The organism is Streptomyces sp. NPDC088733 (assembly GCF_044751185.1).
Classification (GTDB): Bacteria; Actinomycetota; Actinomycetes; order Streptomycetales; family Streptomycetaceae; genus Actinacidiphila.
Genome location: NZ_JBIVLH010000022.1, coordinates 108,734 through 133,819 on the forward strand (window position 1 = coordinate 108,734; position 25,086 = coordinate 133,819).

The window sequence follows — 25,086 nt, forward strand, 5'->3', positions numbered from 1 at the left end:
GACGGGCCAGGGAGTTCCTCGGCGCCTGTGCGCCCCGGACCACGGCGCATAGCCTGTCGGCCACGCTGCCCCGGCGATCTTCCCGGGGCGCTGACAAGCTCCGGTCCCGCGCCGCGTCATCGGCATGCGACCGGTGGGGAGGGGTCCTCATGTCCGACGTACCGAAGGGCGCCGCGCCGCAGCGGCCGCCGCACGGCACCGCGCACTCCGCCCGGCCGCCGGCCCTGCCGGCGTATCCACAGGCCCGCCCGGGCGGCCGTGCCCCGGTGCAGCCGCATCCCTGGACGCCGCCGCCCCCGCCGCCCCCTCCGCAGTGGATCATCGACAGCCGCGTGAAGGCACCGTCCGCCGTGCCCGCGGCGGTCCTCTGGATCGCCGTCTGCACCGGTCTCGTGGCCGCCGTGCTCCTGCGCGACGGCATCGGCGTCAACCTCCTGCTGACCGCCCTGCCCGCCGCGCTCGCCGCCGCCGTCGCGGCCGTCGTGCGCGGCCGCCGCCCGCGCGCGTGGACCCTGGTGTGGGCGGTCACGGCCCTTGGCCTGCTGCTCGTCCCCGCGCTGCGCGACGCCGGCTGGCCGGCCTTTCTCGCGGTCCTCGCCTTCTTCGCCGTGGGTTCGCTCGCCCTGCACGGCGGCCGCCGTTGGCCGGGCGTGCTGCTGGGGAGCCTCGGCGTGTGGGCGTCCGTGGTGCCCGGTACCGGCTGGGCGATGCGCGGCCTGCGCGAGCGCACCGCGGGCAACCGGCAGCGCTGGCTGCCCATGGCCAAGGCGGTCGTGGTCGCCGTTGTCCTGCTCGTCGTCTTCGGCGCGCTGTTCGCCGGGGCGGACGCCGCCTTCGCCGACCTGCTGAGCGGCATCGTCCCCGACATGACGCTCGGCGACTTCCCCCTGCGCGTCGTGATGTTCGCCCTCGGCCTGCTGGGCGCCCTGGCCGCCGCGTACACGGCCGCGGCACCGCGCCGCTTCGACCGCGTCAAGGTCAGGCCCGGCCGCGCCCGCGGCCGGGCCGAGTGGGCGCTGCCGCTGGTCGTCCTCGCCGTGCTGTTCGCCGTCTTCAACGCCGTGCAGCTCACCGTGCTGTTCGGCGGCTACCAGAAGGTGCTGGCGGAGACCGGGCTGACGTACGCGCAGTACGCCCGGCAGGGCTTCTGGCAACTGCTGATCGTCACCCTGCTGACCATCGCGGTGATCGGCCTGGCGCTGCGCTGGGCGCCGCGGGGCGGGGACGGCGACCGCCTGCTGGTGCGTTCGGTCCTCGGCGCGATCTGCGTGCTGACGCTCGTCGTGGTCGCCTCCGCACTGCGCCGCATGGAGCTGTACGTGGGCGCCTACGGGCTGACGCGGATGCGGATCTCCGTGGCCGGCGTCGAACTGTGGCTGGGGCTGCTGATCGTGCTGATCATGGCGGCCGGGGTGCTCGGCGCCCGCTGGCTGCCGCGGGCGGTGGTGGCGAGCGCGGCCGTCGGCTTCCTGGTCTTCGGCCTCTCGGGTCCGGACGCCCTCATCGCCGAGCAGCAGGTCACCCGGTACGAGAACACCGGACGCATCGACCTGGTCTACCTCCAGGACCTGTCCGCCGACGCGGTCCCGGCGCTCGACCGGCTGCCGGAGCCGCAGCGCTCCTGCGCGCTGCAGACGCTGGCGCACGACCTGCGCGGCGGCGGCGATCCCTGGTACGCCAGGAGCCTCGGCGAGAGCCGGGCCCGTTCGGTGCTGGCCGCGCGCCCGGTGGACCCCTCCGACGCCTGCTCGCGGGCGGGACTCGACGGGTACCGCATCGAAGTGCCCTGATGGGGCCCGGCGCACCGCCGCCCCGGCCTCCCCTCGGGCCGGGCGGCGGGGTGCCGTCAGGCGGCCGGTGTCCCCGCCGTGCCGCTCAGCGCCTCCAGGTCGCTCCTGCGCACCCGGATGACGAACAGCGCGGTGGCCAGGGCCAGTAGGACCAGGGCCACGGCGGCGTACAGGGCGGTGGAGATGCCGTGCGCCAGCACCTCGTGCGACCAGGGAGCCGGCAGTTCGCGCGTCCGCAGGAACTCCGCCTTCTGCGCCGGGGTCGCCCCGGCGAGGAACTGCGGCACCGTCTCGGTCGCCTGGTCGCGGCTCGCGGTGCCGAAGACCGTCACCAGGATCGACAGGCCCAGCGAACCGCCCACCTGCTGCATGGCGTTGAGCAGTCCGGAGGCCGCGCCCGCCTCGTGCTGGGCGACCCCGGAGACGGCGGTCAGCGTCAGCGTCACGAAGTTCAGGCCCATGCCGAAGCCGAAGATCACCATCGGGCCCAGCACACCGCCCACGTAACTGCTGCCCGGGTCGATGAAGGTCAGCCAGGCCATGCCGATGCCGGCCAGCGTCGAGCCCGTGACCAGGAAGGGCTTCGGCCCGAGCACCGGCAGGAAGCGGGTGGAGAGTCCCGCCCCCGTCACGATCGCCACGGTGACCGGGAGGAAGGCGAAACCGGCCGCGATGGCGCTGTAGCCGAGCACGTTCTGCACGAAGAGGACGATGAAGAAGAACATGCCGAACATCCCCGCGGCCAGGCTCAGCATCATCACGTAGGTGCCGGAGCGGTTGCGGTCGGCGAACATCCGCAGCGGGGTGATGGGTTCCTTCGCGCGACGCTCGATCAGGACGAACGAGATCAGCAGCACCACCGCCGCGCAGAACGCGCCGACCGTGAGCCCGTCCCGCCAGCCCTGGCTCGCCGCCCGGATGAAGCCGTAGACCAGGGAGGCCATGCCGAGGGTCGACGTCACCGCGCCGGCGATGTCGAAGCGGCCGGGATGCCGCTGCGACTCGTTGATCCAGCGCGGTGCCAGGAAGGCGATCAGCAGGCCGATGGGCACGTTGACGAAGAACACCCAGCGCCAGTCGAGCCAGTCGGTGAGCATGCCGCCCGCCAGCAGGCCCACCGCGCCGCCGCCCGCGGAGACCGCGGCGAAGACGCCGAACGCGCGGTTGCGTTCGGGGCCTTCGGGAAAGTTCGTGGTGATGAGGGCGAGCGAGGTGGGCGAGGCGATCGCGCCGCCGACACCCTGCAGGGAGCGCGCCGCGAGCAGCTGCCACGGCTCCTGGGCGAAGCCCCCGAGGAGGGACGCGAGCGAGAACAGCAGGATGCCGAAGACGAACACCCTGCGGCGGCCCAGGATGTCGCCGGCCCGCCCGCCGAGCAGCAGCAGGCCGCCGAAGGTGAGGGTGTAGGCGTTGAGCACCCAGGACAGGTCGGTCGTGGAGAAGGAGAGTGCGCCCTGGATGTGCGGGAGCGCGATATTCACAATCGTGGCGTCCAGCACGACCATGAGCTGGCAGGCCGCGATCACGGCGAGTGCGACACCCGGCCTGCCGCCGCGTCGCGCGGCGCCGGGCGTGGGTGGTGAGGTGAGTTGCTCAGTCGTCACAAGATCCCCCAGACGATGGCTAGTGAACGGTCGCGTTCACTATGGACGACAGTAGAGTGGGTCTGTTAGTGAACGCAAGCGTTCACTAGAAGCGAGAAAGCCGAGAAGGTGCCATGGTCATGTCGCGCAAGGCGGCAACGGAGCCGTCCAAGCAGGTCGCGCCGCGCCGCCGCGGTCCGGTGCTGGAACGGGCCATCCTCACAGCGGCCTTGGAGCAGCTGAGCACCGTCGGCTGGCGGGGGCTGACCATGGAAGGCGTGGCGTCCGCCGCCCAGACCGGCAAGGCGGCCGTCTACCGACGCTGGCCGTCCAAGCAGGCCCTGGCCACCGACGCGCTCCAGGCCGCGCTCCCCGCCGTCCCCGATGTGCCGGACCTCGGCAGCCTGCGCGAGGACCTGCTCTTCCTCGTGCTGAGAATGCGCGAGGCGATGTACTCGCAGAGCGGACTCGCCCTGCGCGCCGTCATCGACGAGTCCGACCAGGAGACCGCGCACTGCTTCGTGCGGCTGGTCGTCGAGGGCGTCGTCGAACCCACCAAGCACCGCATCCTGGACGTCGTACGGCGCGGAGTGGGACGCGGGGAAGTGCGCCCGGACGCCACCGGCGACATCGTCGCCGACGTCGTGCCCGCCCTGATGATGTACCGCTCGAAGATGGGCGGACGCGAGATCTCCGAACACGACCTCGTGGAGGTCGTCGACCAGGTGATGCTGCCCTTGCTCCGCCCCTGACGAGGCGCGCGTGGACGCGCGGGACCCGGCCTCGGACCGTACCGCGCGGAAGCGTAGGGTGGGCCCTGTCATGGTTCGTGAACCTCCCACCCACAGCGTCGAGCGCTCATTGCGCGCGACACTCGGCGCCAAGGTCGTCGCGGGCGTCGACGAGGTCGGCCGGGGAGCCTGGGCCGGACCGGTTACCGTCTGCGCGGCCGTCACCGGACTGCGGCGGGCGCCGGACGGGCTCACCGACTCCAAACTCCTCACCGTCAAGCGCCGGGGCGAACTCTCCGCCGTACTCGTCGGCTGGGTGAACAGCTACGCCCTCGGCCACGCCTCGCCCGAGGAGATCGACGACCTCGGGATGACGGCCGCACTGCGGCTCGCGGCGACGCGTGCCCTGGAGGCCCTGCCCGTACGGCCCGACGCGGTCATCCTCGACGGCAAGCACGACTACCTCGGCGGCCCGTGGCGGGTGCGGACGGTCATCAAGGGCGACCAGTCCTGCGTCGCCGTGGCCGCCGCATCCGTGATCGCCAAGGTGCGCCGGGACGCCATGATGGCCGAACTGGGCATCGACTATGCTCCGTTCGGCTTCGGCGACAATGCCGGGTACCCTTCGCCGGTGCACCGTGCCGCGCTGGCGGAGCTGGGGCCCACCCCCCACCACCGGCTGTCCTGGGCATATCTCGATACGCTGCCGCGTTGGCAACACCTGAAGAAAGTCCGGGAGACCGTGGAGGCGGGGGAGACAGGTGAGCAGCTCGGCTTCGATTTCTGAGCCGAGTTGTGACCTACCCGCCGATGCGCTGTTCCGGTGCATTTGATAGACATCAGCACATGCCTCTCATCCCCGAGGAGCCTCAGATTCACGAGAGTGTCCCGGGTTCTCGCGTAGCCCCGGCCGCCGGCCGGTCCGCGTCGACCCCCCGCCCCGTACCGGCCCCCGGCCCCCGTCCCGCGTCCCCGCGTCCAGCGCCACCGCGCGGCGGCACTGCGGGCAGCGCCCGGCCCGGTCGCCCCGGCCCCGCCCGCGGTCCGGCCGTTCCGCCGCAGCCGCGGTCGCCACGGGAAGCCGAGGTCGCACAGACCGGCTCCGCCGGTGCGACGGCGGCGCAGATCCAGCTCATCCCTGCTCCGGTCGAGGGCGCGCTCGACGCCGCCGACGAGGCCGTCGACCTGCTGCTCGACAGCGGCCGGGCGCCCGGCGAGGTCCTGGTGCTCACCACCGGCGAGCAGCACCCCTGGGCCGCCCACGAGCTGAGCTTCGGCGAGGCGTCCTACTGGGCGCAGCACGACGCCGGTGACGACGTCTTCTACGCGGCTCACGACGCGGAGCGCGCCCAGGGCCGTCCGGTCGTGGTCGTCGCCGTCAACGGCGGCTCGGACGAGGTCCTGGCAGCGCTGCTGCCCTCGGCGGTGCGGCGGGCCGGCGCCCTGCTGATCGTGTGCGGCGACCCCCAGCGGATCAACGGACTGCTCGGCGCGACCGCCTGATCAGCGGGCCGCCGCGCGGCGCAGGGCCGGTGTCCCCCCGGGACGCAGGGCCGCTGCGCCGTGCTGTTCTCCGGACCAGGACGAGGCGTTGGGGGTGCGCCCGACCCGGGCCTCGCCGTACACGCGCCAGCCGTCCTCGGTCAGGGTGATGTAGGAGCCGGGGCGCAGTCCGTGCAGCGAGCACGCGTCCCGCAGGCCCCATGCCCACGCACCGTCCGCCTCGGTCCACTCGGCGCCGCCCTCCCGGCACACCAGAAGGACCGTGGTGCGCACCGGCGTACGCCGCCGCAGGTCGTCCGGGGTGACCCGGCGCAGGTGGGACAGGATCGCGTTGCGGCGCTCCCATCCGTCGACGACGCCCTCGCGCTGGGCGAACGAGGCACTGGCCGTCAGCCGTCCGTCGGGCGACAGGACCGCGATCACCGCCGTGCCCGGGGCGGGGAGGTGGCGCGCGTGCAGGTCCTTGACCACGTCGCGCGGGCTGATCAGCAGCGGGAATCCCGAGGCGATCCACTCGGCCGGTTCCAGGGTGCGAACCCGGCGGACGGCGCGGGAGGACGTGCCGGAAGTGGTCTCCGGAGCGAAGCCCATGGCCACGATCCTCCCTTCGGGTATGCGTCCGAGACCGGGTGCGCGGGCGCATGCCGGTCGGGGGGCTCGAGGAGCCGAACGGGGAACGCCCCCAATTCTCGCTGGCGCACTCGCGAGCGGCAACGGTCAATTGGTCGATGTGCCGGTTATCGCGCCGTCCGCCGCATAGATCCCCGCGAGCTGTCCAGCATATGACGACGGATCAGCCTTGCAGCGCCAGGACCAGCGGAAACACGGCCGTAACACCGGACCTGCGGAGCAGTCGCGCGGCGACCGCCAGGGTCCAGCCCGTTTCGGTGACATCGTCGACGAGCAGGACCGGTCCGGGCACGGCCGCGATCGCTTCGGCCAGAGCGGGCGGAACGGCGAACGCCTCGTGCAGGGCGCGCAGTCGCTGGGCGCTGTTGCTGCGCGGCACGCGTGAGGGCTCGACGTCTCCGGTGTGGGCCAGCTGTCCCAGCAGCGGCATGCGCCCGGCGTCGGCGATGCGCTGCCCGAGCGAGGCGATCAACTGCGGCCTGGTGTGCGAGGCGACGGTCACCACACCGACCGGGCGGGGCGGTGCGTCGGGCCCGCCACTGGCCCAGCCGCCCGGTCCCCGGGCCCAGTCCGCCAGTACCGTGACCACGGCGCCGACCACGTCGTCCGCCACGGGGCCGTCCGCGGCGTTCACTGCGAAGAGCGGTCGCAGCCGGTTGCCCCAGCCGATGTCGGAGAGCCGTCCGAGGGCACGGCCGGGTTCCGCCTGTTCGCCGGCGGGAATTCGGCCCTTGAGGTCGATGCCCACGGACGGGAGCCCCGTGGGCCACATCCGGCGCGGTTCGACCTCGACCCCGGGGCGGCCGAGGGCCGCCCGGGCGGATTCGAGCGCCTCGCGGGACACCTCGGCGGAGTGGCGCGGGGCCGCGCAGTTGTCGCAGCGGCCGCAGGGTGCGGCCTCCTCGTCGTCGAGCTGGCGCCGCAGGTACTCCATACGGCAGGAGGTGGTCGTGGCGTACTCGCGCATGGCCTGCTGCTCCGCCTTGCGCTGGCGGTCGACCCAGGCGTAGCGCTCGGTGTCGTACGCCCAGGGCTCCCCGGTGGACGTCCAGCCGCCGCGCACCCGGCGGACGGCGCCGTCCACGTCGAGCACCTTCAGCATGGTCTCCAGCCGGGTGCGGCGCAGATCCACCCGGGCCTCCAGGGCGGGCACGGACATCGGCGCCGCCGCCTCCGCCAGCAGCGCGAGGGTCTGGCGGACCTGCTCCTCGCGCGGGAAGGCGAGGGACGCGAAGTAGCGCCAGATCGCCTCGTCCTCCGGGCCGGGGAGCAGTAGGACCTCCGCGTGGTCCACGCCGCGGCCGGCGCGGCCGACCTGCTGGTAATAGGCGATGGGGGAGGAGGGCGAGCCCAGGTGGAGCACGAAGCCCAGGTCGGGCTTGTCGAATCCCATGCCGAGGGCGGACGTCGCGACCAGCGCCTTGACCTCGTTGCGCAGCAGCGCCGCCTCCGCGGCCCGCCGGTCGGCGTCCTCGGTGCGGCCCGTGTACGCCGCCACTTCGTGCCCGCGCTGCCGCAGGAAAGCCGCGACCTCCTCGGCGGCCGCCACGGTGAGCGTGTAGATGATGCCGGAGCCCGGCAGGTCGCCGAGGTGGTCGGCGAGCCAGCCGAGCCGGTGCGCGGCGTCCGGCAGCTCCAGGACGCCGAGCGAGAGGCTCTCGCGGTCCAGCGGCCCGCGCAGGACGAGCGCACCCTCGTGATCGCCGGTGCCCAACTGCTCGGCGACGTCGGCCGTCACGCGTGCGTTGGCCGTGGCCGTGGTGGCGAGGACGGGGACGCCCGGCGGCAGGTCGGCGAGCATCGTGCGCAACCGGCGGTAGTCGGGCCGGAAGTCGTGGCCCCAGTCGGAGATGCAGTGCGCCTCGTCCACCACGAGCAGCCCGGTGGTGGCGGCGAGTTTGGGCAGGACCTGATCGCGGAAGTCGGGATTGTTGAGCCGCTCCGGGCTGACCAGCAGGACGTCGACCTCTCCGGCGGCGACCTCGGCCTGGACGGTGTCCCATTCCTCGGGGTTGGCCGAGTTGATCGTCCGGGCCCGGATGCCGGCCCGTTCGGCGGCGTCGATCTGGTTGCGCATGAGGGCGAGCAGCGGGGAGACGATCACGGTCGGACCGCTGCCGCGCTCGCGCAGCAGCGCCGTGGCCACGAAGTAGACGGCGGACTTGCCCCAGCCCGTGCGCTGGACGACCAGGGCCCGGCGGCCCTGGGCCACCAGCGCCTCGACCGCGCGCCACTGGTCCTCGCGCAGGCGGGCGGTGCCCGTCGGGTCCCCGACGAGCCGGCTGAGGATCGTGTCGGCGGTGGTGCGCAGTGCGGTGGTCATGCCCCCATGCAACCCGATGACACCGACACCGTGCCAACCGCCCTCACCGGTCCTGTGGATAACTCACTCTGAGTTATTACGGTGATATGACTGGTTTATCCACAGGTTCGGGAGGGGTCTGGCGGAGATCCACGCCGTGCGCCACCTTCGGATCATGACTCAGCACACCGCATCCTCCCGTCCCTCCGACGACCCGAAGGTCACCCTGCGCAGCCCGGCCGAACTCGCCGCCGCGCTCCCGTACTTTGTCGGCTTCCATCCGGACGACAGTGTCCTGTTGATCGCCCTCCACGGAGAACGGGGCCGCTTCGGCGGCCGCGCCCGGCTGGGCATCCCCCGCAACCCCGACGAGTGGCCCGACGCGGCGGCGCAATTGGCCGACTGCCTCGTCACCGGCAGTGCCCAGCGCGGCGCCCACCCCGACGCCATCGTGCTCTTCCTCGTCCAGGACCCTGCCGAGGGGGAGGCCCCCGGGCAGGTCATGGAACGGCTCCGGCCACTGGCCCAGGGACTGCGCGTGGCCTGCGGCCGTCTCGACGTGCCCGTGGTGGAGGCGCTGTGCGTGTCCGCCGGGCGCTGGTGGTCGTACTCCTGCCCGGAAAGCGAGTGCGGACCTCCCGAAGGCGCGGCGGTCCCGCCCTCCGGCGACTCGGTGATGGCGGCCGCGGCCGCCTACGCGGGCATCCGGGTGCGCGGCTCGCGCAAGGAGATCGAGGACCGCTTCACCCCGCCCCCGGGCGGATCGACGGCAGCCCTCGCGCGGGAGGAGGCGCTGGACGCGGCTGCCGCCGGACTGGTGCCGCGCATGCTGGAGCGCGACGACTCCGACGAGGTGCGGCGTACGACGCTGCGGCTGCTCAAAGCGGCACTGGACCGGTTCAGGGTCGCCGACCCCGAGGACGACGGACCGATCGGCGACCGGCGGGACGACGGCCTGCTGGGCGACGACGAGGCCGCCGCGATGATCCTCGGCCTGCAGGACCGCGACACCCGCGACCGGGCCGCGGAGTGGATGGACCCGCCGCACACCGACCCCGCCCTGCGCCTGTGGCGGGCACTCGCCCGCCGCTGCGTCGAGCCCTACCACGAGCACGCCGCCGCACCGCTGACACTGGCCGGCTGGGTCGCCTGGGCCGCCGGGGACGAGGCCACCGCGCGCGTCGCTTTCGGCCGCGCACTGGACCTCGCCCCCGACTACACCTTTGCCCGGCTGCTCAACGCGGCGGTCAACAACGGGATCTCACCCGAGCCGCTGCGCCGCTACCTGCGCCGGCGGCGCGCCGGGCAGGCCCGCCGCGCCGCCCTTCTCACAGCTCGCCGCGGGCCAGCCGGATCAGCCGGTCGAGGACCCGGCCGCCGCTCACCCGGAGCCCGTCGTGCTCGTACTCGTCGGTGACCCACGTCCGCAGACCGCGCACCGACCGCGCGGTCGCCAGCGAGTCGGCCGTGTCGACGTACATGTCGTCGTGGTACACCGCCGCGGCCACCGGCACCTCGTTCACCGCCAGTTGGCGCGGGTCGTACAGGTCGGGCCAGTCCTCCCGCCGGGCCAGCAGCTCGGCGGTGTCGGCCAGCGGGGCGAGCGCCGGGTCGGCGGAGAACATCCAGGGGTAGATCATCTCCCCGGTCAGCAGCACCGGCGCGTCGTCCGCCAGCCGCTTGTCCACATCGAACTGCGGGAACTCGCCGCGCACGGACTCGGCCGCCCAGCCGGTGCCCCGCGGCGACACGGAGCGCTGGCCGTAGATCGACTCGTGCAGCACCGCGTAGAGCGGATTGCCCGCGAAGGACAGATGGCCCTGCGCCTCGGCCAGGAAGGAGTCGGACAGCTGCGGACGGCCGGTGCCCGGCAGGAACGCGTCCTCCAGCAGATAGTGCAGCGTGTGCGAGCCGGTGCCCGTGCCCAGCATCAGGCCGAGGGACTGGAGCGCCTCGGCAGTCAGCAGCCCGCCGCCCGGCAGTGTCACCTCGTGCTCCCGAAGGTGCCGCGCCAGGGCGCGGACCGTCTCCGCGTCCTCCGGGTAACGCGCGTAGTGCCCCTCCACCTTGCGCTCCACCCGGGGGTAGGCCGCCCGGTAGACGTCGTCGGCGCTGCTGCGCAGACCCGCGAGACCGCCCGTCACGAACGCCTCGCGAATCCCCTCGGGGGCGACGGAGAGATACGTCAGCGTGCAGAAGCCGCCGAAGCTCTGCCCCAGCAGGCTCCACTGCACGCTCTGGCCGAGCAGTTCACGGCGGATCAGCTCGCAGTCCCGCACGATCGAGTCGGCGCGGAAGTGCTCCAGATACCGGGCCTGGGCGGCGGCGTCGCCGCGCAACGGCAGGGTCTGCCGGTTGGCAGGGGTCGAACGGCCGGTGCCGCGCTGGTCGAGAAGGAGCACCCGGTAGTCGTCCAGCGCCCGGGTGAGCCAGCCGTCGCGGCCCAGCGGCCGCGGCGACCTGCCCCCCGGGCCGCCCTGAAGGAACAACAACCAGGGCAATGGCTCCCGTTCCTTGCCGACCGCCACGACCTCGCGGGCGTACACCTCGATCTGCTCGCCACGTGGCTCCGCGTGGTCGAGCGGTACCTGGAAGGTGCGGTCGGTGATGACGGTCCCTGGCTGGCGGTAGACGGCCATGGCTCTCTTTCCGCTGATACGAACGATTTCCCGATCAGAAACGGTAGACGGCGCGTGACCCGAGTGCCCACACGGGCGTTCACCGGGTAGCGGCGGCACGGCCCGCCCGAGCCGACGAGGAGATGGCATGGCCCCGCATCCGGCCCATCGGTCGTCCTCCCGCGCCGACCGGGCGCCGCAGGCGGTGCACGACGCGGTGATCTCCGTCGCGGCCCCCTCGCTCGCGGTCTCGGGCCGGGACGGGCAGCTGCGCGGCGAGGGCCTGGACGGCTTCTACCAGGCAGGGCGGCGTGTGCTGGCCCGCTGCGAGCTCCGGCTCGCGGGGGCGGTGCCGGTGCCGGTGCAGGGTCTGCCGGTGGCGGCCGGGGAAGCGCGGTTCACCGCGGTCGCGCGGGTACCCGGTGACACCGCCCCCGACCCTGCCCTGACCGTGGAGCGCCTGCGCTCCGCGGGCGGTACCGAGCGCATCACGGTCCACAACACCGGGCCGCGCGAGGTGCGCATCCCGTGCGAGGTGTCCCTCGCGTGCGATCTCGCGGAGCTGCCGGCGATCGCCTCGGGGGCGTCCGGTCCCGAACTGCCTGCCAGCGTCTGCGACGCGGGGCTGCTGTGGGCCGGCGAGGGGGGACGGGTCCGGGTCGTCGCCGAGCCGGGGCCCGACAACGCCATGGCCTCGGCCGGCCTGCTGAGCTGGGACCTGGTGCTGCCGCCGGGGGCGTCCCGCACGATCGAGCTGCGGGTGGTCCTGGAGCCCGCCGGGGCGCAGCCGTCGGGACCGGCGTCCGGACCGCCCGCCGTGCCGTGGTCCGCGGCGTACGTCGAGAGCGAGGACAGCGGTGCGGCGGCGCTGCTCGGCACCGCCCTCGACGACCTGCGGGCGCTGCTGCTGAGGGAGCCCGGGCATCCGCTCGACGTCCATGTGGCGGCCGGGGCACCGTGGCGGCTCGGTTTGGCCCCGGCCGACGCGGTGTGGGCGGCGCGCATGCTGCTGCCGCTCGGTACGCGGCTGGCCGCCGGGACCCTGCGCACCCTGGCCCGCCGGCAGGACCCGGATACCGGCCAGGTGCCCGGGCCGCTGCGGCACGCCGGGCCGCACCTGCCCCCCACGTCCTCAGGCGTGGAGGCCGGGCTGCTCTTCGTCACCGTGCTCGCCGAGGCGCGCCGCTGGGGGATGTACGAACGGGAGGCCGAGCAGTTGCTGCCCGCGGCGGAGCGCTCGCTGCGGTGGCTGCGCTCGTCCCTGACCTCCGGCGGGTACATGCCCGACCCCGCGCCCGGCGGTCCCCTGCGCTGCGACGTGCAGGCGCACGCGCACCGCGCCATGCTGCACGGCGCGGAGCTGCTGGAGGCCTACGGGCGCCCAGGCGCCGAGGAGTGGCGCGAGCGGGCGGAGGCGTTGCGCCGCCGCTTCCGCGAGGACTTCTGGCTGGACGACCGGGCCGGGGGCCGGCCCGCCGCCGCCCTCACCCCGGACGGCAGACCGGTGCCGCATCTCGGCTCGGCGGCGGCGCACCTGCTGGACACCGGACTGGCCGGCGGCGGTGAGACCGCCCCCGGACTGCTGGACAAGGCGCAGACCGAGCAGCTCGCCCGCCTGCTCGCGGCGCCGGAGCTCGACTCGGGCTGGGGGCTGCGCACACTGTCGGCCGCCGCGCCCGGCCACAACCCCTTCGGGCACCGCGGAGGAGCCGTGCGCGTCCACGAGACTGCCGTCGCGGTCGCAGGCCTGGCCGCGCACGGCTACGAGCGGGAGGCCGCCGCCCTGCTGCGCGGCGTGCTCGACGCGGCCGCCGTCTTCGGCCACCGGCTGCCCGAGATGTACGCGGGCGAGCAGCGTGCCCCCGGGCGCGTCCCCGCCCCGCATCCGACCGCTTCCCGTCCCGCCGCGGTGGCGGCCGCGGGGGCGGTGCAGCTGCTGACCTCCCTCGCCGGTATCCGCCCGGACGTCCCCGAGCGCGTCGTCGCCGTCCGTCCCGTGGGCTGCGCGCCCCTCGGCGAACTGCGGCTCGCTGGGCTGACGGTCGCCGGCGAGCCGTTCGCGGTCCGGGTGGGCCGGCTCGGGACGGCCGTGGTCGAGGACGCCGCGGCCGGCCTTCAGCTCGGTTCCTGAGCCGTGCCGGGCACCCCGCCGCGCCGCTCGGCCCGACGTGGTCCCGGCCGCTTCGCCCGCTCCTCCACCACGTCGAACAACCGGCCGAGAGCGGGACCCGTCATCCTTCCAACCTGCTGCTTATCGTCAAGAAGACGACTATGATCGCGGACATGCCGCCCTACGACCCGTCAGCTTTCCCGCCGTTCGCCGTCACCGTCGACCTCGTCGTGCTCACGGTGCGCAGCAACGCCCTGTGCGCGCTCGCGGTCCGTCGCGGCGAGCCGCCGTACCAGGGCCGGTGGGCGCTGCCCGGCGGCTTCGTGCGCGGCGACGAGGACCTGGCCGAGGCCGCCGCCCGTGAACTGGAGGAGGAGACCGGGCTCCGCGCCGGCAAGGGGGTGCATCTGGAGCAGCTGGCCACGTACGGCGATCCCCAGCGCGACCCCCGCATGCGGGTGGTGAGCGTCGCGCACCTGGTGCTCGCCCCCGACCTGCCCGCCCCCCGCGCCGGCGGCGACGCGCGCAGCGCCCGCTGGGCCCCGGTGGGGGAGTTGCTGCGCAATGGCGAGGACGGTGCCCTCGCCTTCGACCACGCGCGGATCCTGGGAGACGGTGTCGAACGCGCCCGCTCCAAGCTCGAGTACTCCGCGCTGGCCACCGCCTTCTGCCCGCCCGAGTTCACCGTCGGTGAACTGCGCCGGGTCTACGAGGTCGTGTGGGGTGTCGTCCTCGATCCCCGCAACTTCCACCGCAAGGTGACGGGCACGGTCGGATTCCTCGTCCCCACCGGCGGTACGACGACCCGTCAGGGCGGTCGGCCCGCACAGTTGTTCCGTGCGGGTGGGGCCACCATCCTCAATCCGCCCATGTTGCGGCCAGAGGTGTAAATTTCGGACCTTTCGCACGTTATCGTGCAGGGGTGATCCAGGCCATCGGACTGACCAGCGCGTCCCGCGGCGACGAAGCACCCGCCGTGGACGACCTCACCTTTGACGCCCGCCCCGGGGAGATCACCGCCCTGCTCGGCGACAGCGGCGCGGGCAAGTCGACCGCCCTGCGGCTGATGCTCGAACTCGAACCCGGCCGCGGCATCACCCTTTTCGGCGGCCGGCCCCTGCACCGTCACGCCCATCCGGCGAATGTCGTCGGCGTGCTCCTCGGCGACGTCCCCGGACATCCCTCCCGCACCGCCCGCGGCCACCTGCGCATGCTGGCCGCGGCGGCAGGCGCGCCCGCCGAACGCGCCGACCAGGTCCTGGAGATCGTGGGCCTGCGCGACGCGGCGGACCGGCGCCTCGGCGAGTTCTCGCTCGGCATGGACCGCCGCCTCGGCGTCGCCGCCGCCCTGCTCGGCGACCCTCCCGCCCTCCTGCTCGACGACCCCGCCCAGGACTTGTCGCCCCGCGACACCGCCTGGCTGTACGGGCTGCTGAAGACCTATGCCGCGCGCGGCGGAACGGTCGTCGTCACGGTGAGCGACCCCCGGACGGCCGGACGTCTCGCGGACCGCATCGTCACGCTCGACGCGGGGCGGCTCGTCGCCGACCAGTCCGCCGTGGAGTTCGGCCGCGGACGGCTGCGGCCGTACGTCGCCGTGCAGTCGCCGCAGGCCGAACGCCTGGCGCTGCTCCTCACCGACGACGAGACCGAGATCACCCACGAGAGCGGCAGCCGTATCTGCGTCTACGGGACGACCACGGCCCGGATCGGGGAGACCGCCTTCCGGCACGGCATCCTGCTGCACCGCCTCGCGGACGAGGTGGGCGACACCGGCGTCCCGGAGTCGCCGCGCGGCGACCGCGCGCCCGGCACGGTCAGCCTGGCGCCGGTGCGCGAGGCGCTCCCGCCCGCGGGGCCCGCCCGTCCGGTCCGCTACGAACTGCGGCGCCTCGCGGGCATCCGCGGCCCATGGCTGATCGCCCTGGCGGGCGTGCTGGGGTCCGCCCTCTCCACCCTGGTGCTGCTGCGCACGGGGCACCACGCGGTCTCCCTGCGGCTGCTGACCGGCTGGGCGCGTTCACTGCCACTTCCCCCGGCCGCCCTTGGGGGCGGGCTGCTCGGCGCGCTCTCGTACGGCCAGGAGTTCCGGTACCCGGCACTGGCGCCCGCCAACGCGCCCGTGCCGCGCCAACTGCGCCTGCTGCTGGCCAAGCTCGTCGTCAACGGTGGTGCGGCGCTGGTGATCGCCGGTGGTGCGGCCCTGGCGGGAGCGGTGCAGGCGTACTTCCTGGGCGGGCACGGGCTGCCCGGTCTGCCGGCGCTGGCGCGTATCTCGGTGACGTGGGGAGTGCTGGCGCTGGTGTGCTGCTGGGCGGGTGTGCTGGCGGCCGGGGTGTTCCGCACCACCGCGCTGGGCCTGGCCGGTGTGCTGGCGGTGCCCTTGCTGGTGGCGCCGGTGGTGCGCCGTGCGGCGACGGCTCCGGCGATCGACGCGGTGCGGCTGGCGACCCAACCCGTCCGCTATTCCTTCGTCTTGTCGCTCTTCGCTCTGTTGTGTGCCTATGTGGCAACGGTCTTGCGCCGGAGAAACCCCATTTCCTTCCGATAAAGCGTCAATTATCAGGTGATGAGTGCTCACCCTTTCGTGTGCTTTTCAGCAAAGCCCTCAAGGTGCCGGGTCTCATCGCCGACAAATGATGCGTGAGTACCCTTGCGCACACCATGATGACCGCCGCCCGCTCCGTCGACCCCAGCCTCGTCGGCGGTGGCGAGCTCGACCGCTATCCGTACGCCGACGTCTCGGCCGGTTCCTCGCCGGACCGGACGGGCGGCGCGCCCTCCTGGGAGGGCGGTGACGCCGACATGGGCCGGGTGGGCCGCCGGGCGGGCGGCAGCCGTGGCCGCGGGCTCCACGGCCAACTCGTCCAGCAGCTCGGCCAGATGATCGTCTCCGGCGATCTGGGTGCCGACCGCCCGCTCGTCCCGGAGGAGATCGGCCAGCGCTTCGAGGTCTCCCGTACCGTCGTCCGCGAATCGCTGCGTGTACTGGAGGCCAAGGGCCTGGTCAGTGCCCGGCCCAATGTCGGCACCCGGGTCCGGCCCGTCGCCGACTGGAATCTGCTCGACCCCGACATCATCGAGTGGCGGGCCTTCGGTCCGCAGCGGGACGACCAGCGCCGTGAGCTGTTCGAGCTGCGCTGGACGATCGAGCCGCTCGCCGCCCGCCTCGCCGCCGGCCACGGCCGTGAGGACATCCAGCAGCGCCTGGCGGACATGACCGAGATCATGGCGCACGCCGTCGGCCAGGGCGACGGGCTGACCTTCTCCCGCGCCGACGCGGAGTTCCACGCACTGCTGCTGCAGGTCGCGGGGAACCGCATGCTGGAGCACCTGGCGGGCATCGTCTCCGCCGCCCTCCAGGTCTCCGGCGGCCCCGTCACCGGCTGCGAGCGCCCCGGCGATCACTCCGTCGCCCTCCACGCGCGGGTGGTCGAGGCGCTGGCCGCCTCCGACGGTGCCGAGGCGGAGGCCGTCATGCGCCAGCTGCTGGCCGTGCACACCGAGCCTGGCCCCGCGGGGACCCCCGACCATGTCGTTCCCGCCCCGCGCGAGCACTGATCGCCCGGAGCCAACCGGAGACGGCACCGATTTCCGCCGCCGGCCCACACCCTCCGGGCCCGGCGGCGGAGCCGTCCGCCCCGGCCGGGTGGACGGATGTGGCCTGCGCGTTCACGGCGAGTGTCCGGCTATCGACTGGTTGATGCCGTTCCGGGGTGTGACTCGGACCACGTGGAGTCGGGCGTAACGCTCTCGCGAGCAGCGCGATGAGGTAAGAGGTGGCGGCCGCGCGAGGAATATCCGCGACGAACATGACGCTGAGTTGCTGAGCGGTTCCACCGTAGTCGTTTTCCATCGTTCCGAGAGGTTGTTCGTGTCGGCCAGCACATCCCGTACGCTCCCGCCGGAGATCGCCGAGTCCGAGTCTCTGATGGCGCTCATCGAGCGGGGTAAGGCTCAGGGTCAGATCGCCGGCGACGACGTGCGCCGAGCCTTCGAAGCGGACCAGATCCCGGCAACCCAGTGGAAGAACGTTCTGCGCAGCCTCAACCAGGTCCTCGACGAGGAGGGTGTGACGCTGATGGTGAGTGCCGCTGAGGCGCCCAAGCGCACCCGTAAGAGCGTCGCAGCCAAGAGCCCGGCGAAGCGTACTGCCACCAAGACCGTCGAGACCAAGGCCGCGCCGGTCAAGAAGACCGTGGCGGCCAAGGCCGCCGCGGCGCCCGCGTCCGCCGTCGAGGCGGATGCGGTGGCGGACGTGGCCGGTGAGGGCGTGGCGCCCGCCAAGAAGGCGGTGGCGAAGAAGACCGCGGTCAAGAAGACCACCGCCGCCAAGAAGACGACGGCCAAGAAGACGGCCGCCGCCGAGACCAAGACCAAGAAGGACGACGAGCTCGTCGAGGGCGAGGAACTCCTCGAGGAGGTCGCGCCCGGCAAGGACGAGGACGTCCCGGCCGCCGAGGCCGAGGCGGAGAGCTTCGTGCTCTCCGACGACGACGAGGACGACGCGCCCGCGCAGCAGGTCGCCGCGGCCGGCGCCACTGCCGACCCGGTCAAGGACTACCTGAAGCAGATCGGCAAGGTCCCCCTCCTCAACGCCGAGCAGGAGGTGGAGCTCGCCAAGCGCATCGAGGCCGGTCTGTTCGCCGAGGACAAGCTGGCCCAGGCGGACAAGCTCGCCCCCAAGCTCAAGCGCGAGCTGGAGATCATCGCCGAGGACGGCCGCTGGGCCAAGAACCACCTGCTGGAGGCCAACCTCCGTCTGGTGGTCTCGCTGGCCAAGCGCTACACCGGTCGCGGCATGCTCTTCCTGGACCTGATCCAGGAGGGCAACCTGGGCCTGATCCGTGCGGTCGAGAAGTTCGACTACACCAAGGGCTTCAAGTTCTCCACGTACGCGACGTGGTGGATCCGCCAGGCGATCACCCGCGCGATGGCCGACCAGGCCCGCACCATCCGTATCCCGGTGCACATGGTCGAGGTCATCAACAAGCTGGCCCGCGTCCAGCGCCAGATGCTCCAGGACCTGGGCCGCGAGCCCACCCCGGAGGAGCTGGCCAAGGAACTCGACATGACCCCGGAGAAGGTCATCGAGGTCCAGAAGTACGGCCGCGAGCCGATCTCCCTCCACACCCCGCTGGGCGAGGACGGCGACAGCGAGTTCGGTGACCTGATCGAGGACTCCGAGGCGGTCGTCCCGGCCGACGCGGTCAGCTTCACGCTTCTCCAGGAGCAGCTGCACTCCGTCCTCGACACGCTCAGTGAGCGCGAGGCGGGCGTGGTCTCGATGCGTTTCGGCCTGACCGACGGCCAGCCGAAGACCCTCGACGAGATCGGCAAGGTGTACGGGGTCACCCGTGAGCGCATCCGCCAGATCGAGTCGAAGACCATGTCCAAGCTGCGCCACCCGTCCCGCTCCCAGGTGCTCCGCGACTACCTGGACTGATCCGGACCGGTTCCCACGGGCCCGCGACCGCCATTGGCGGCGCGGGCCCGTCGGCGTTTCCGGAGATCTCTCCGGATGCGGGGGTGGGTCCTCCGGGTCACGCTGAGTGCACTTATTGATCCGGAGGGTGAGGAGAGTGCATGCGTTCCTCGATCCGCTCGATGATCGGCGGACTGACGCTGGCATCCGCGCTCGCGATGCCGCTGGTGGCCCCCGCGTACACCGCGTATGCCGCCACCTTTGAGCCCGCCGTGCCGGGCGTGGAACCCGTGGCCCCGGAGGCGGTGGGCGCCGCCGTCCCCGAGGCCGTGTCGCGGCAGGGCGAAGGGGCCTCGGCCGCCGAGCCGGCGCGGCAGTCCATAGCCGGGGGCGCGGAGTCCGCCGCGCGACTCGGCCGGGTGGCGGCGCCGGCGGCACCCGAAGTGCCCCGCGACGCCTCGGACGTGGCGAGCCCGCAGGCGCCGTCGCAGGGCGCCACCGGCTCCGTCATAGGCGGGGCGCCGGTGTCGACCCAGCAGTACCCCTGGGCCGTGGCCATCTCCAGCCGCTCGCGGTACGGGACGACGCGCTCCGGGCAGTTCTGCGCCGGTGCCCTGGTGGGGCCGGCCACCGTGGTGAGCGCCGCGCACTGCTTCACCCCGGCCGCGCTCGGCGGGGACTGGAGGGAGGTGCCCGATCTGCGCGTCATCGGCGGACGCACGGACCTGAGCGGCGCCGGGGGCAGGGAGGTGCCGGTCCGGAAGATCTGGGTGAACCCGGCCTACGATCCGGCGACCAACAACGGCGATGTGGCCGTCGTCACGCTCGCCGGACGGCTTCCGGCGTCGGCGGCGATCCCGATGGCGAAGCCCGGCGACAACACGGTCTACCGTTCCGGTACCCCGGCCAAGGTCCTGGGCTGGGGCGACACGACGGGGCTCGGTACCTACTCGAACACCCTGCGGGCGGCCCCGGTCAAGGTGCTCCCCGACTCGGTGTGCCAGAAGGCCTATCCGGGGAGCGTCGACGGCAAGTACATGTCCGGCTCCATGGTGTGCGCGGGTGAACTCACCGGGGGCCGGGACTCCTGCCAGGGGGACAGCGGCGGCCCGCTCGTGGCGGGGCAGCGCCTCATCGGTCTGGTGTCCTGGGGATCCGGCTGCGCCGAGGCGGGCCAACCGGGGGTCTACACCAGGGTCTCGTCGGTCTCCGGGCTGGTCGGGCAGCACTCGTGACCGGTTGATGGATGATCGTGCACCGCGGTGCCCCTCCGCCGCGGTGACCGGCAGCGGACACGCCAACGGGCGGCCTCCTTCGCGGAGGCCGCCCGTTGAAAGCTCTCGCAGTCCTATGCGTCAGCGTTCGTCATCCGCCGCAACGGTCGGCGTGGCCGTGAGGCGGCCGGTCTCGTCCTGTATTTCCACAGCGATCTTCTTCAGTTCGGGCTCGAACTTACGCCCATGGTGCGCGCAGAAGAGCAGCTCACCGCCGCTGATCAGTACGACGCGCAGGTAGGCCTGGGCGCCGCAACGGTCGCAGCGGTCCGCCGCCGTCAGCGGGCTCGCGGGGGTCAGAACTGTAGTCACGTCGCCTCTTCTCTAGCTCGACGAGCTGTCGTACCAGGGTCAACATCCAACCAGGCCGAAACTGTTCCCGCTCGTGCCTTTTTCCTGGAAACCGTTGTTGTAGCGGCTGGATGCTACCGATTGGCGGCGAATGATCCTCTGGTGTGGTTATTTGTCGTCTTCGGGGCAATCAGGCGGAACTGGTCAGATTCTTCAGTTATGTCCCGCCGGCTGGCTTGCCGGTTGTTGATGAGGACGTGCCCGCAGCCTAAATGGTTCATGCCTCCAGTGGAACGTGACATGTGTATCACTCAAACGAGGGATCGAACATCTCTTCGAGAGGGGGCTAGCATGGACCGCATACCGGGTCGCGGCGAAACGGCCGCGCGCGGCCTCGGTACCCTCTGACCGATACGGCTGTAGAACTTCATCGAGGAGACGTCCCGCGTGACCGCCGAAACATCCGTGCCGTCCACCGCGTTGCTGACCGGTGCAGATCGTGACGGCTCCAACTACACCGCGCGGCATCTGCTGGTACTCGAAGGCCTGGAGGCGGTGCGCAAACGCCCGGGCATGTACATCGGCTCCACCGACAGCCGCGGCCTGATGCACTGCCTCTGGGAGATCATCGACAACTCCGTCGACGAGGCCCTCGGCGGTCACTGCGACCACATCGACGTCGTCCTCCACGAGGACAACTCGGTCGAGGTGCGCGACAACGGCCGCGGCATCCCCGTCGACATCGAGCCCAAGACCGGCCTGTCCGGTGTCGAGGTCGTCATGACCAAGCTGCACGCGGGCGGCAAGTTCGGCGGCGGGTCCTACGCGGCCTCCGGCGGTCTGCACGGCGTGGGCGCCTCGGTCGTCAACGCGCTGTCCGCCCGGCTGGACGTCGAGGTCGACCGCGGTGGCCACACCCACGCCATCAGTTTCCGGCGAGGCGTCCCCGGCCGCTTCGCCAAGCCCGGCCCGGAGGCGCACTTCGAGCCGGAGAGCGGGCTCGACAAGCCCAGGAAGGTGCCGCGGACCCGGACCGGCACCCGGGTGCGCTACTGGGCGGACCGCCAGATCTTCCTCAAGGACGCCAAGCTCTCGCTGGACACGCTGCACCAGCGCGCCCGGCAGACCGCGTTCCTGGTGCCCGGACTGACGATCGTCGTCCGCGACGAGCGTGCCGACAACGGCTCCGAGGACGGCAAGCCGGTCGAGGACACCTTCCACTTCGACGGCGGCATCAGCGAGTTCGCCGACTACCTCACCCCGGACAAGCCGATCTGCGACGTGCTGCGGCTGTCCGGCAGCGGCACCTTCAAGGAGACCGTCCCGGTCCTGGACGACCGCGGCCACATGAGCCCCACCGAGGTCACCCGCGAGCTCGGCGTCGACGTGGCGCTGCGCTGGGGCACGGGGTACGACACCACGCTGCGCTCCTTCGTGAACATCATCGCGACGCCCAAGGGCGGCACCCACGTCCGGGGTTTCGAGGGGGCCATCACGCGGACGGTCAACGAGGTGCTGCGCGCCAACAAGCTGCTGCGCGTCGCCGAGGACGACATCGTCAAGGACGACGCCCTGGAGGGCATGACCGCGGTCGTGACCGTCCGGCTCGCCGAGCCGCAGTTCGAGGGCCAGACCAAGGAGGTGCTCGGCACCTCGGCGGCCAACCGCATCGTCTCCAACGTCGTCTCCCGCGAGCTGAAGGCCTTCCTCACCTCCACCAAGCGGGACGACAAGCAGCAGGCCCGCGCCGTGCTGGAGAAGGCCGTCGCCGCGGCCCGCACCCGGATCGCGGCCCGGCAGCACAAGGACGCGCAGCGCCGCAAGACCGCGCTGGAGTCCTCGTCGCTGCCGGCCAAGCTCGCCGACTGCCGCAGCGACGACGTGGACCGCAGCGAACTCTTCATCGTCGAGGGCGACTCGGCGCTGGGCACCGCGAAGCTCGCCCGCAACTCCGAGTTCCAGGCGCTGCTGCCGATCCGCGGCAAGATCCTCAACGTCCAGAAGTCCTCGGTCTCGGACATGCTCAAGAACACCGAGTGCGGGGCGATCATCCAGGTCATAGGAGCCGGCTCCGGCCGCACCTTCGACATCGACCAGGCGCGCTACGGCAAGATCATCATGATGACCGACGCCGATGTCGACGGCAGCCACATCCGGTGCCTGCTGCTGACGCTCTTCCAGCGCTACATGCGGCCCATGGTCGAGGCCGGCCGTGTCTTCGCCGCCGTCCCGCCGCTGCACCGCGTGGAGCTCACCAACCCGCGCAAGGGCCAGGAGAAGTACGTGTACACGTACTCCGACCGCGAGCTGCGCGACACGCTGCTGGAGTTCGAGCGCAAGGGCATCCGCTTCAAGGACAACATCCAGCGGTACAAGGGCCTGGGCGAGATGGACGCCGACCAGCTGGCCGAGACGACGATGGACCCGCGCCACCGGACGCTGCGCCGGATCAACATCAGCGACCTGGAGGGCGCCGAGCTGGCGTTCGACCTGCTGATGGGCAACGAGGTGGCGCCGCGCCGCGAGTTCATCACCAACTCCGCCGCCACCCTGGACCGCTCGCGCATCGACGCCTGAGGTCCGCCCGGCCCGGCAGGGCCGCCCCGCCAGGTCCTTTAGGCGAAGGTGTCGTCCCCCACCCCCCGGGGTGGGGGATCGTCACCTGATGGGGTGAAGGTTTCTGCTTGGGGCCTCCCGGCTCTTCCCGCAATGTCCATGCTTGGGCGCACGGCCGAACGGTCCGTGAAGCGAGGAGAGTCCGTGAAAGAGCACGACGGGGCGGAGCCCAGCGGGCTGCGGGTGGACGACCCCTGGTACGACGCCCTGGCCGCCGGGGACTGGGAGGGACCGCAACCCCCGCCGGCGCCCTCACCCCCACAGGCCGGGCCGTCCGGTCGCGCCGCCGTGTACCGGGAGGTGCAGCGCAGCGGTCCGTTCCAGGAAGTCCGCGGCCGCTACCGGCGGTTCGTCTTCCCGGCGACCCTCGCCTTCCTCGCCTGGTACCTGCTCTACGTCGTCCTCGCGACCGCGGCGCCCCGCCTCATGGCCCGGCCCGTCGCCGGCGAGCTCAATGTCGCCATGGCCCTGGGACTCGCCCAGTTCGCCTCGACCTTCCTGCTGACCTGGGCCTATGCCCGGCACGCCCGGCTGCGCCGGGACCGGGCCGCCCTGGAACTGCGCTGGGACACCCAGGAGCGGATGCGGTGACCGGCAACCACCAGGGACTCGCGCTGGTCCTCTTCACCGTCTTCGTCTCCGTCACCCTCGCCATCACCGCCTGGGCGGGGCGGCGGCGCAGCTCCTCGGTCGAGTTCTTCGCGGGCGGCAGGCTCTTCTCGCCCCTGGAGAACGGATTCGCCATCGCGGGCGACTACCTGTCCGCCGCCACCTTCCTCGGCATCTCCGGCCTCATCGCGCTTTTCGGCTACGACGGCATGCTCTACTCGGTCGGGTTCCTGGTCGCCTGGCTGGTGGTGCTCTTCCTCGTCGCGGAACTGGTCCGCAACTGCGGCCGCTACACCCTCGCCGACGTCCTCAGCGCGCGGATGAAGCAGCGGCCCGTGCGGATCGCCGCGGGCAGCGCCTCGGTCGTCGTCTCCGTGCTCTACCTGGTCGCGCAGATGGTGGGTGCCGGAGGCCTGGTCGCGCTGCTGCTCGGCGGCCAGGGCTCGGCCGCGCGCACCTGGACCGTGGTCGGGGTGGGCGCGCTCATGGTGTTCTACGTGACCTTCGGCGGCATGCGGGCCACCACATGGATCCAGATCGTCAAGGCGGTGCTGCTGATGGGCGGCACGCTCGCCCTCACGGTGCTGGTCCTGATCCGTTTCCACGGCGACCTCGGCGGCCTGCTGCGCGCGGCGGCCGACGGCAGCGGCCACGGGCGCGCCTACCTCGCACCGGGCCTGAAGTACGGCGGGAACTGGACCTCCCGGCTGGACTTCATGAGTCTCGGCCTCGCCCTCGTGCTCGGGACGGCCGGTCTGCCGCACATCCTGTCCCGCTTCTACACCGTGCCGACGGCGCGTTCGGCCCGGCGCTCGGTGGTCTGGGCGATCGGCCTCATCGGCAGCTGCTATCTGATGATCATCGTGCTGGGTGTGGCCGCGGCCGCCGTCGTCGGTTCGGACGCCGTCCGAACCTCCAACGCGGCCGGGAACACCGCCGTGCCGCTGCTCGCCCTCGACCTCGGCGGGGGCGCGGGCTCGACGGGCGGGACCGTGCTCTTCGCCGTCGTCGGCGCCATCGCCTTCGCCACGATCCTCGCCGTCGTCGCGGGCATCACCCTGGCGTCCTCCGCCTCCGTGGCGCACGACCTGTACGCCACGCTGCGCCGGCCGCGCCCCGGCACCACGCGCCGCGAGCACGAGGACGTGCGCGTGGCCCGGCTGGCGGCCGTCGGGATCGGCGGCGTGGCGATCGGGCTGAGCCTGTTCGCGCAGGGGCAGAACGTGGCGTTCCTGGTGGGTCTGGCGTTCGCGGTGGCGGCGTCGGCCAATCTGCCGGTGCTGCTGTTCACCCTGTTCTGGCGCAGGTTCACCACCCGGGGCGCGGTGTGGTCGGTGTACGGCGGGCTGGTCCCGGCGGTGGCACTGGTGGTGTTGTCGCCGGTGGTCTCCGGCAGTGCGGACTCGCTCTTCCCGGGGGTGGACTTCGCCTTCTTCCCGCTCCAGAACCCGGGGCTGGTGTCGATCCCCCTGGGTTTCCTGGCCGGTTGGGCCGGGACGATGCTCTCCCGCGAGCCCGCCGACGCCGACGCGTACGCCGAGGTGGAGGTCCGCGCCCTCACGGGCGCCGGCGCGGCGTAGGAGGCCGTGCGGCGGTCCTGTGGG

Annotated in this window: 19 protein-coding genes; 14 read left to right on the forward strand and 5 right to left on the reverse strand. The window is 72.6% G+C overall.

The features are described from left to right. Window positions 1-149 precede the first annotated feature (149 nt). On the forward strand, window positions 150-1,790 hold the full coding sequence (locus tag ACIP64_RS31545; protein ID WP_401593315.1) for a DUF4153 domain-containing protein: 1,641 nt from the start codon (window positions 150-152) through the stop codon (window positions 1,788-1,790). Window positions 1,791-1,846: 56 nt separating this feature from the next. Here ACIP64_RS31545 and ACIP64_RS31550 read toward each other — a convergent pair whose 3' ends face one another. Next, window positions 1,847-3,394 carry an MFS transporter gene (locus tag ACIP64_RS31550; RefSeq protein WP_401593318.1) on the reverse strand — a complete coding sequence of 516 codons (1,548 nt, stop codon included), beginning with the start codon at window positions 3,392-3,394 and terminating at the stop codon, window positions 1,847-1,849. 113 nt (window positions 3,395-3,507) lie between these two features. Here ACIP64_RS31550 and ACIP64_RS31555 point away from each other — a divergent pair, with 113 nt between their 5' ends. The 3 genes from ACIP64_RS31555 (at window position 3,508) to ACIP64_RS31565 (ending at window position 5,607) form a co-directional block, all read left to right on the forward strand. Continuing rightward, window positions 3,508-4,125: a TetR/AcrR family transcriptional regulator gene (locus ACIP64_RS31555; protein ID WP_401593320.1), complete on the forward strand. Its 618-nt coding sequence runs from the start codon at window positions 3,508-3,510 to the stop codon at window positions 4,123-4,125. 70 nt (window positions 4,126-4,195) lie between these two features. Beyond that, entirely contained in the window at window positions 4,196-4,891 is a 696-nt protein-coding gene (locus tag ACIP64_RS31560) for a ribonuclease HII (RefSeq protein WP_401593323.1), read from the forward strand. Between the two features lie 59 nt (window positions 4,892-4,950). Then, entirely contained in the window at window positions 4,951-5,607 is a 657-nt protein-coding gene (locus ACIP64_RS31565; RefSeq protein WP_401593326.1) for a hypothetical protein, read from the forward strand. Here ACIP64_RS31565 and ACIP64_RS31570 read toward each other — a convergent pair whose 3' ends face one another. Both ACIP64_RS31570 and ACIP64_RS31575 read right to left on the reverse strand, forming a co-directional pair. Beyond that, the gene (locus ACIP64_RS31570) at window positions 5,608-6,204 is read right to left on the reverse strand and encodes a hypothetical protein (RefSeq protein ID WP_401593328.1); all 597 of its coding nucleotides are present in this window, start codon (window positions 6,202-6,204) and stop codon (window positions 5,608-5,610) included. A 196-nt stretch (window positions 6,205-6,400) separates the two neighbouring features. Next, window positions 6,401-8,560 (reverse strand): RecQ family ATP-dependent DNA helicase, encoded by a 2,160-nt coding sequence (locus tag ACIP64_RS31575; protein ID WP_401593330.1) that lies wholly within the window; start codon window positions 8,558-8,560, stop codon window positions 6,401-6,403. A 154-nt stretch (window positions 8,561-8,714) separates the two neighbouring features. Between ACIP64_RS31575 and ACIP64_RS31580 the strand changes: the two genes are divergently transcribed. Beyond that, entirely contained in the window at window positions 8,715-9,956 is a 1,242-nt protein-coding gene (locus tag ACIP64_RS31580) for a DUF4192 domain-containing protein (protein ID WP_401593333.1), read from the forward strand. Here the strand turns inward: ACIP64_RS31580 and ACIP64_RS31585 are convergent. Continuing rightward, complete coding sequence (locus ACIP64_RS31585; protein WP_401593336.1) at window positions 9,868-11,178, reverse strand: alpha/beta fold hydrolase; 1,311 nt, start codon at window positions 11,176-11,178, stop codon at window positions 9,868-9,870. The two genes, ACIP64_RS31580 and ACIP64_RS31585, sit on opposite strands and share 89 nt — an antisense overlap. Before the next feature lie 127 nt (window positions 11,179-11,305). Here ACIP64_RS31585 and ACIP64_RS31590 point away from each other — a divergent pair, with 127 nt between their 5' ends. The 6 genes from ACIP64_RS31590 to ACIP64_RS31615 all read left to right on the forward strand — a co-directional run bounded on the left by ACIP64_RS31590 (window position 11,306) and on the right by ACIP64_RS31615 (window position 19,927). Continuing rightward, the gene (locus ACIP64_RS31590) at window positions 11,306-13,288 is read left to right on the forward strand and encodes a glycogen debranching N-terminal domain-containing protein (protein WP_401593338.1); all 1,983 of its coding nucleotides are present in this window, start codon (window positions 11,306-11,308) and stop codon (window positions 13,286-13,288) included. 152 nt (window positions 13,289-13,440) lie between these two features. Continuing rightward, the gene (locus ACIP64_RS31595; protein WP_401593393.1) at window positions 13,441-14,157 is read left to right on the forward strand and encodes an NUDIX hydrolase; all 717 of its coding nucleotides are present in this window, start codon (window positions 13,441-13,443) and stop codon (window positions 14,155-14,157) included. A gap of 32 nt (window positions 14,158-14,189) precedes the next feature. Then, complete coding sequence (locus ACIP64_RS31600) at window positions 14,190-15,818, forward strand: ATP-binding cassette domain-containing protein (protein WP_401593341.1); 1,629 nt, start codon at window positions 14,190-14,192, stop codon at window positions 15,816-15,818. 92 nt (window positions 15,819-15,910) lie between these two features. After that, entirely contained in the window at window positions 15,911-16,828 is a 918-nt protein-coding gene (locus tag ACIP64_RS31605) for a FadR/GntR family transcriptional regulator (RefSeq protein WP_401593344.1), read from the forward strand. A gap of 313 nt (window positions 16,829-17,141) precedes the next feature. Then, window positions 17,142-18,713, forward strand: coding sequence for an RNA polymerase sigma factor (locus tag ACIP64_RS31610; protein WP_401593346.1), 1,572 nt, complete (start codon window positions 17,142-17,144; stop codon window positions 18,711-18,713). A 398-nt stretch (window positions 18,714-19,111) separates the two neighbouring features. Beyond that, window positions 19,112-19,927, forward strand: a complete 816-nt coding sequence (locus ACIP64_RS31615) for a serine protease (RefSeq protein ID WP_401593395.1) — start codon at window positions 19,112-19,114, stop codon at window positions 19,925-19,927. A 120-nt stretch (window positions 19,928-20,047) separates the two neighbouring features. Here ACIP64_RS31615 and ACIP64_RS31620 read toward each other — a convergent pair whose 3' ends face one another. After that, window positions 20,048-20,278: a hypothetical protein gene (locus ACIP64_RS31620; RefSeq protein WP_360912738.1), complete on the reverse strand. Its 231-nt coding sequence runs from the start codon at window positions 20,276-20,278 to the stop codon at window positions 20,048-20,050. A 426-nt stretch (window positions 20,279-20,704) separates the two neighbouring features. Here ACIP64_RS31620 and ACIP64_RS31625 point away from each other — a divergent pair, with 426 nt between their 5' ends. The 3 genes from ACIP64_RS31625 to ACIP64_RS31635 all read left to right on the forward strand — a co-directional run bounded on the left by ACIP64_RS31625 (window position 20,705) and on the right by ACIP64_RS31635 (window position 25,062). Beyond that, window positions 20,705-22,834: a type IIA DNA topoisomerase subunit B gene (locus tag ACIP64_RS31625; RefSeq protein ID WP_401593349.1), complete on the forward strand. Its 2,130-nt coding sequence runs from the start codon at window positions 20,705-20,707 to the stop codon at window positions 22,832-22,834. Between the two features lie 183 nt (window positions 22,835-23,017). Next, complete coding sequence (locus tag ACIP64_RS31630) at window positions 23,018-23,464, forward strand: DUF485 domain-containing protein (protein WP_401593352.1); 447 nt, start codon at window positions 23,018-23,020, stop codon at window positions 23,462-23,464. Continuing rightward, window positions 23,461-25,062, forward strand: coding sequence for a cation acetate symporter (locus tag ACIP64_RS31635; RefSeq protein WP_401593355.1), 1,602 nt, complete (start codon window positions 23,461-23,463; stop codon window positions 25,060-25,062). The genes ACIP64_RS31630 and ACIP64_RS31635 overlap by 4 nt, the downstream gene beginning before the upstream one ends. The last annotated feature ends 24 nt before the right edge of the window (window positions 25,063-25,086 follow it).

What these genes read in the sequence shown, in the direction of transcription:
- ACIP64_RS31545 (WP_401593315.1), top strand. Translation starts at nt 150, where the DNA reads ATGTCCGACGTACCGAAGGGCGCCGCGCCGCAGCGGCCGCCGCACGGC.
- ACIP64_RS31555 (WP_401593320.1), top strand. Translation starts at nt 3,508, where the DNA reads ATGGTCATGTCGCGCAAGGCGGCAACGGAGCCGTCCAAGCAGGTCGCG.
- ACIP64_RS31560 (WP_401593323.1), top strand. Translation starts at nt 4,196, where the DNA reads ATGGTTCGTGAACCTCCCACCCACAGCGTCGAGCGCTCATTGCGCGCG.
- ACIP64_RS31565 (WP_401593326.1), top strand. Translation starts at nt 4,951, where the DNA reads ATGCCTCTCATCCCCGAGGAGCCTCAGATTCACGAGAGTGTCCCGGGT.
- ACIP64_RS31575 (WP_401593330.1), bottom strand. Translation starts at nt 8,560, where the DNA reads ATGACCACCGCACTGCGCACCACCGCCGACACGATCCTCAGCCGGCTC.
- ACIP64_RS31580 (WP_401593333.1), top strand. Translation starts at nt 8,715, where the DNA reads ATGACTCAGCACACCGCATCCTCCCGTCCCTCCGACGACCCGAAGGTC.
- ACIP64_RS31585 (WP_401593336.1), bottom strand. Translation starts at nt 11,178, where the DNA reads ATGGCCGTCTACCGCCAGCCAGGGACCGTCATCACCGACCGCACCTTC.
- ACIP64_RS31590 (WP_401593338.1), top strand. Translation starts at nt 11,306, where the DNA reads ATGGCCCCGCATCCGGCCCATCGGTCGTCCTCCCGCGCCGACCGGGCG.
- ACIP64_RS31595 (WP_401593393.1), top strand. Translation starts at nt 13,441, where the DNA reads ATGCCGCCCTACGACCCGTCAGCTTTCCCGCCGTTCGCCGTCACCGTC.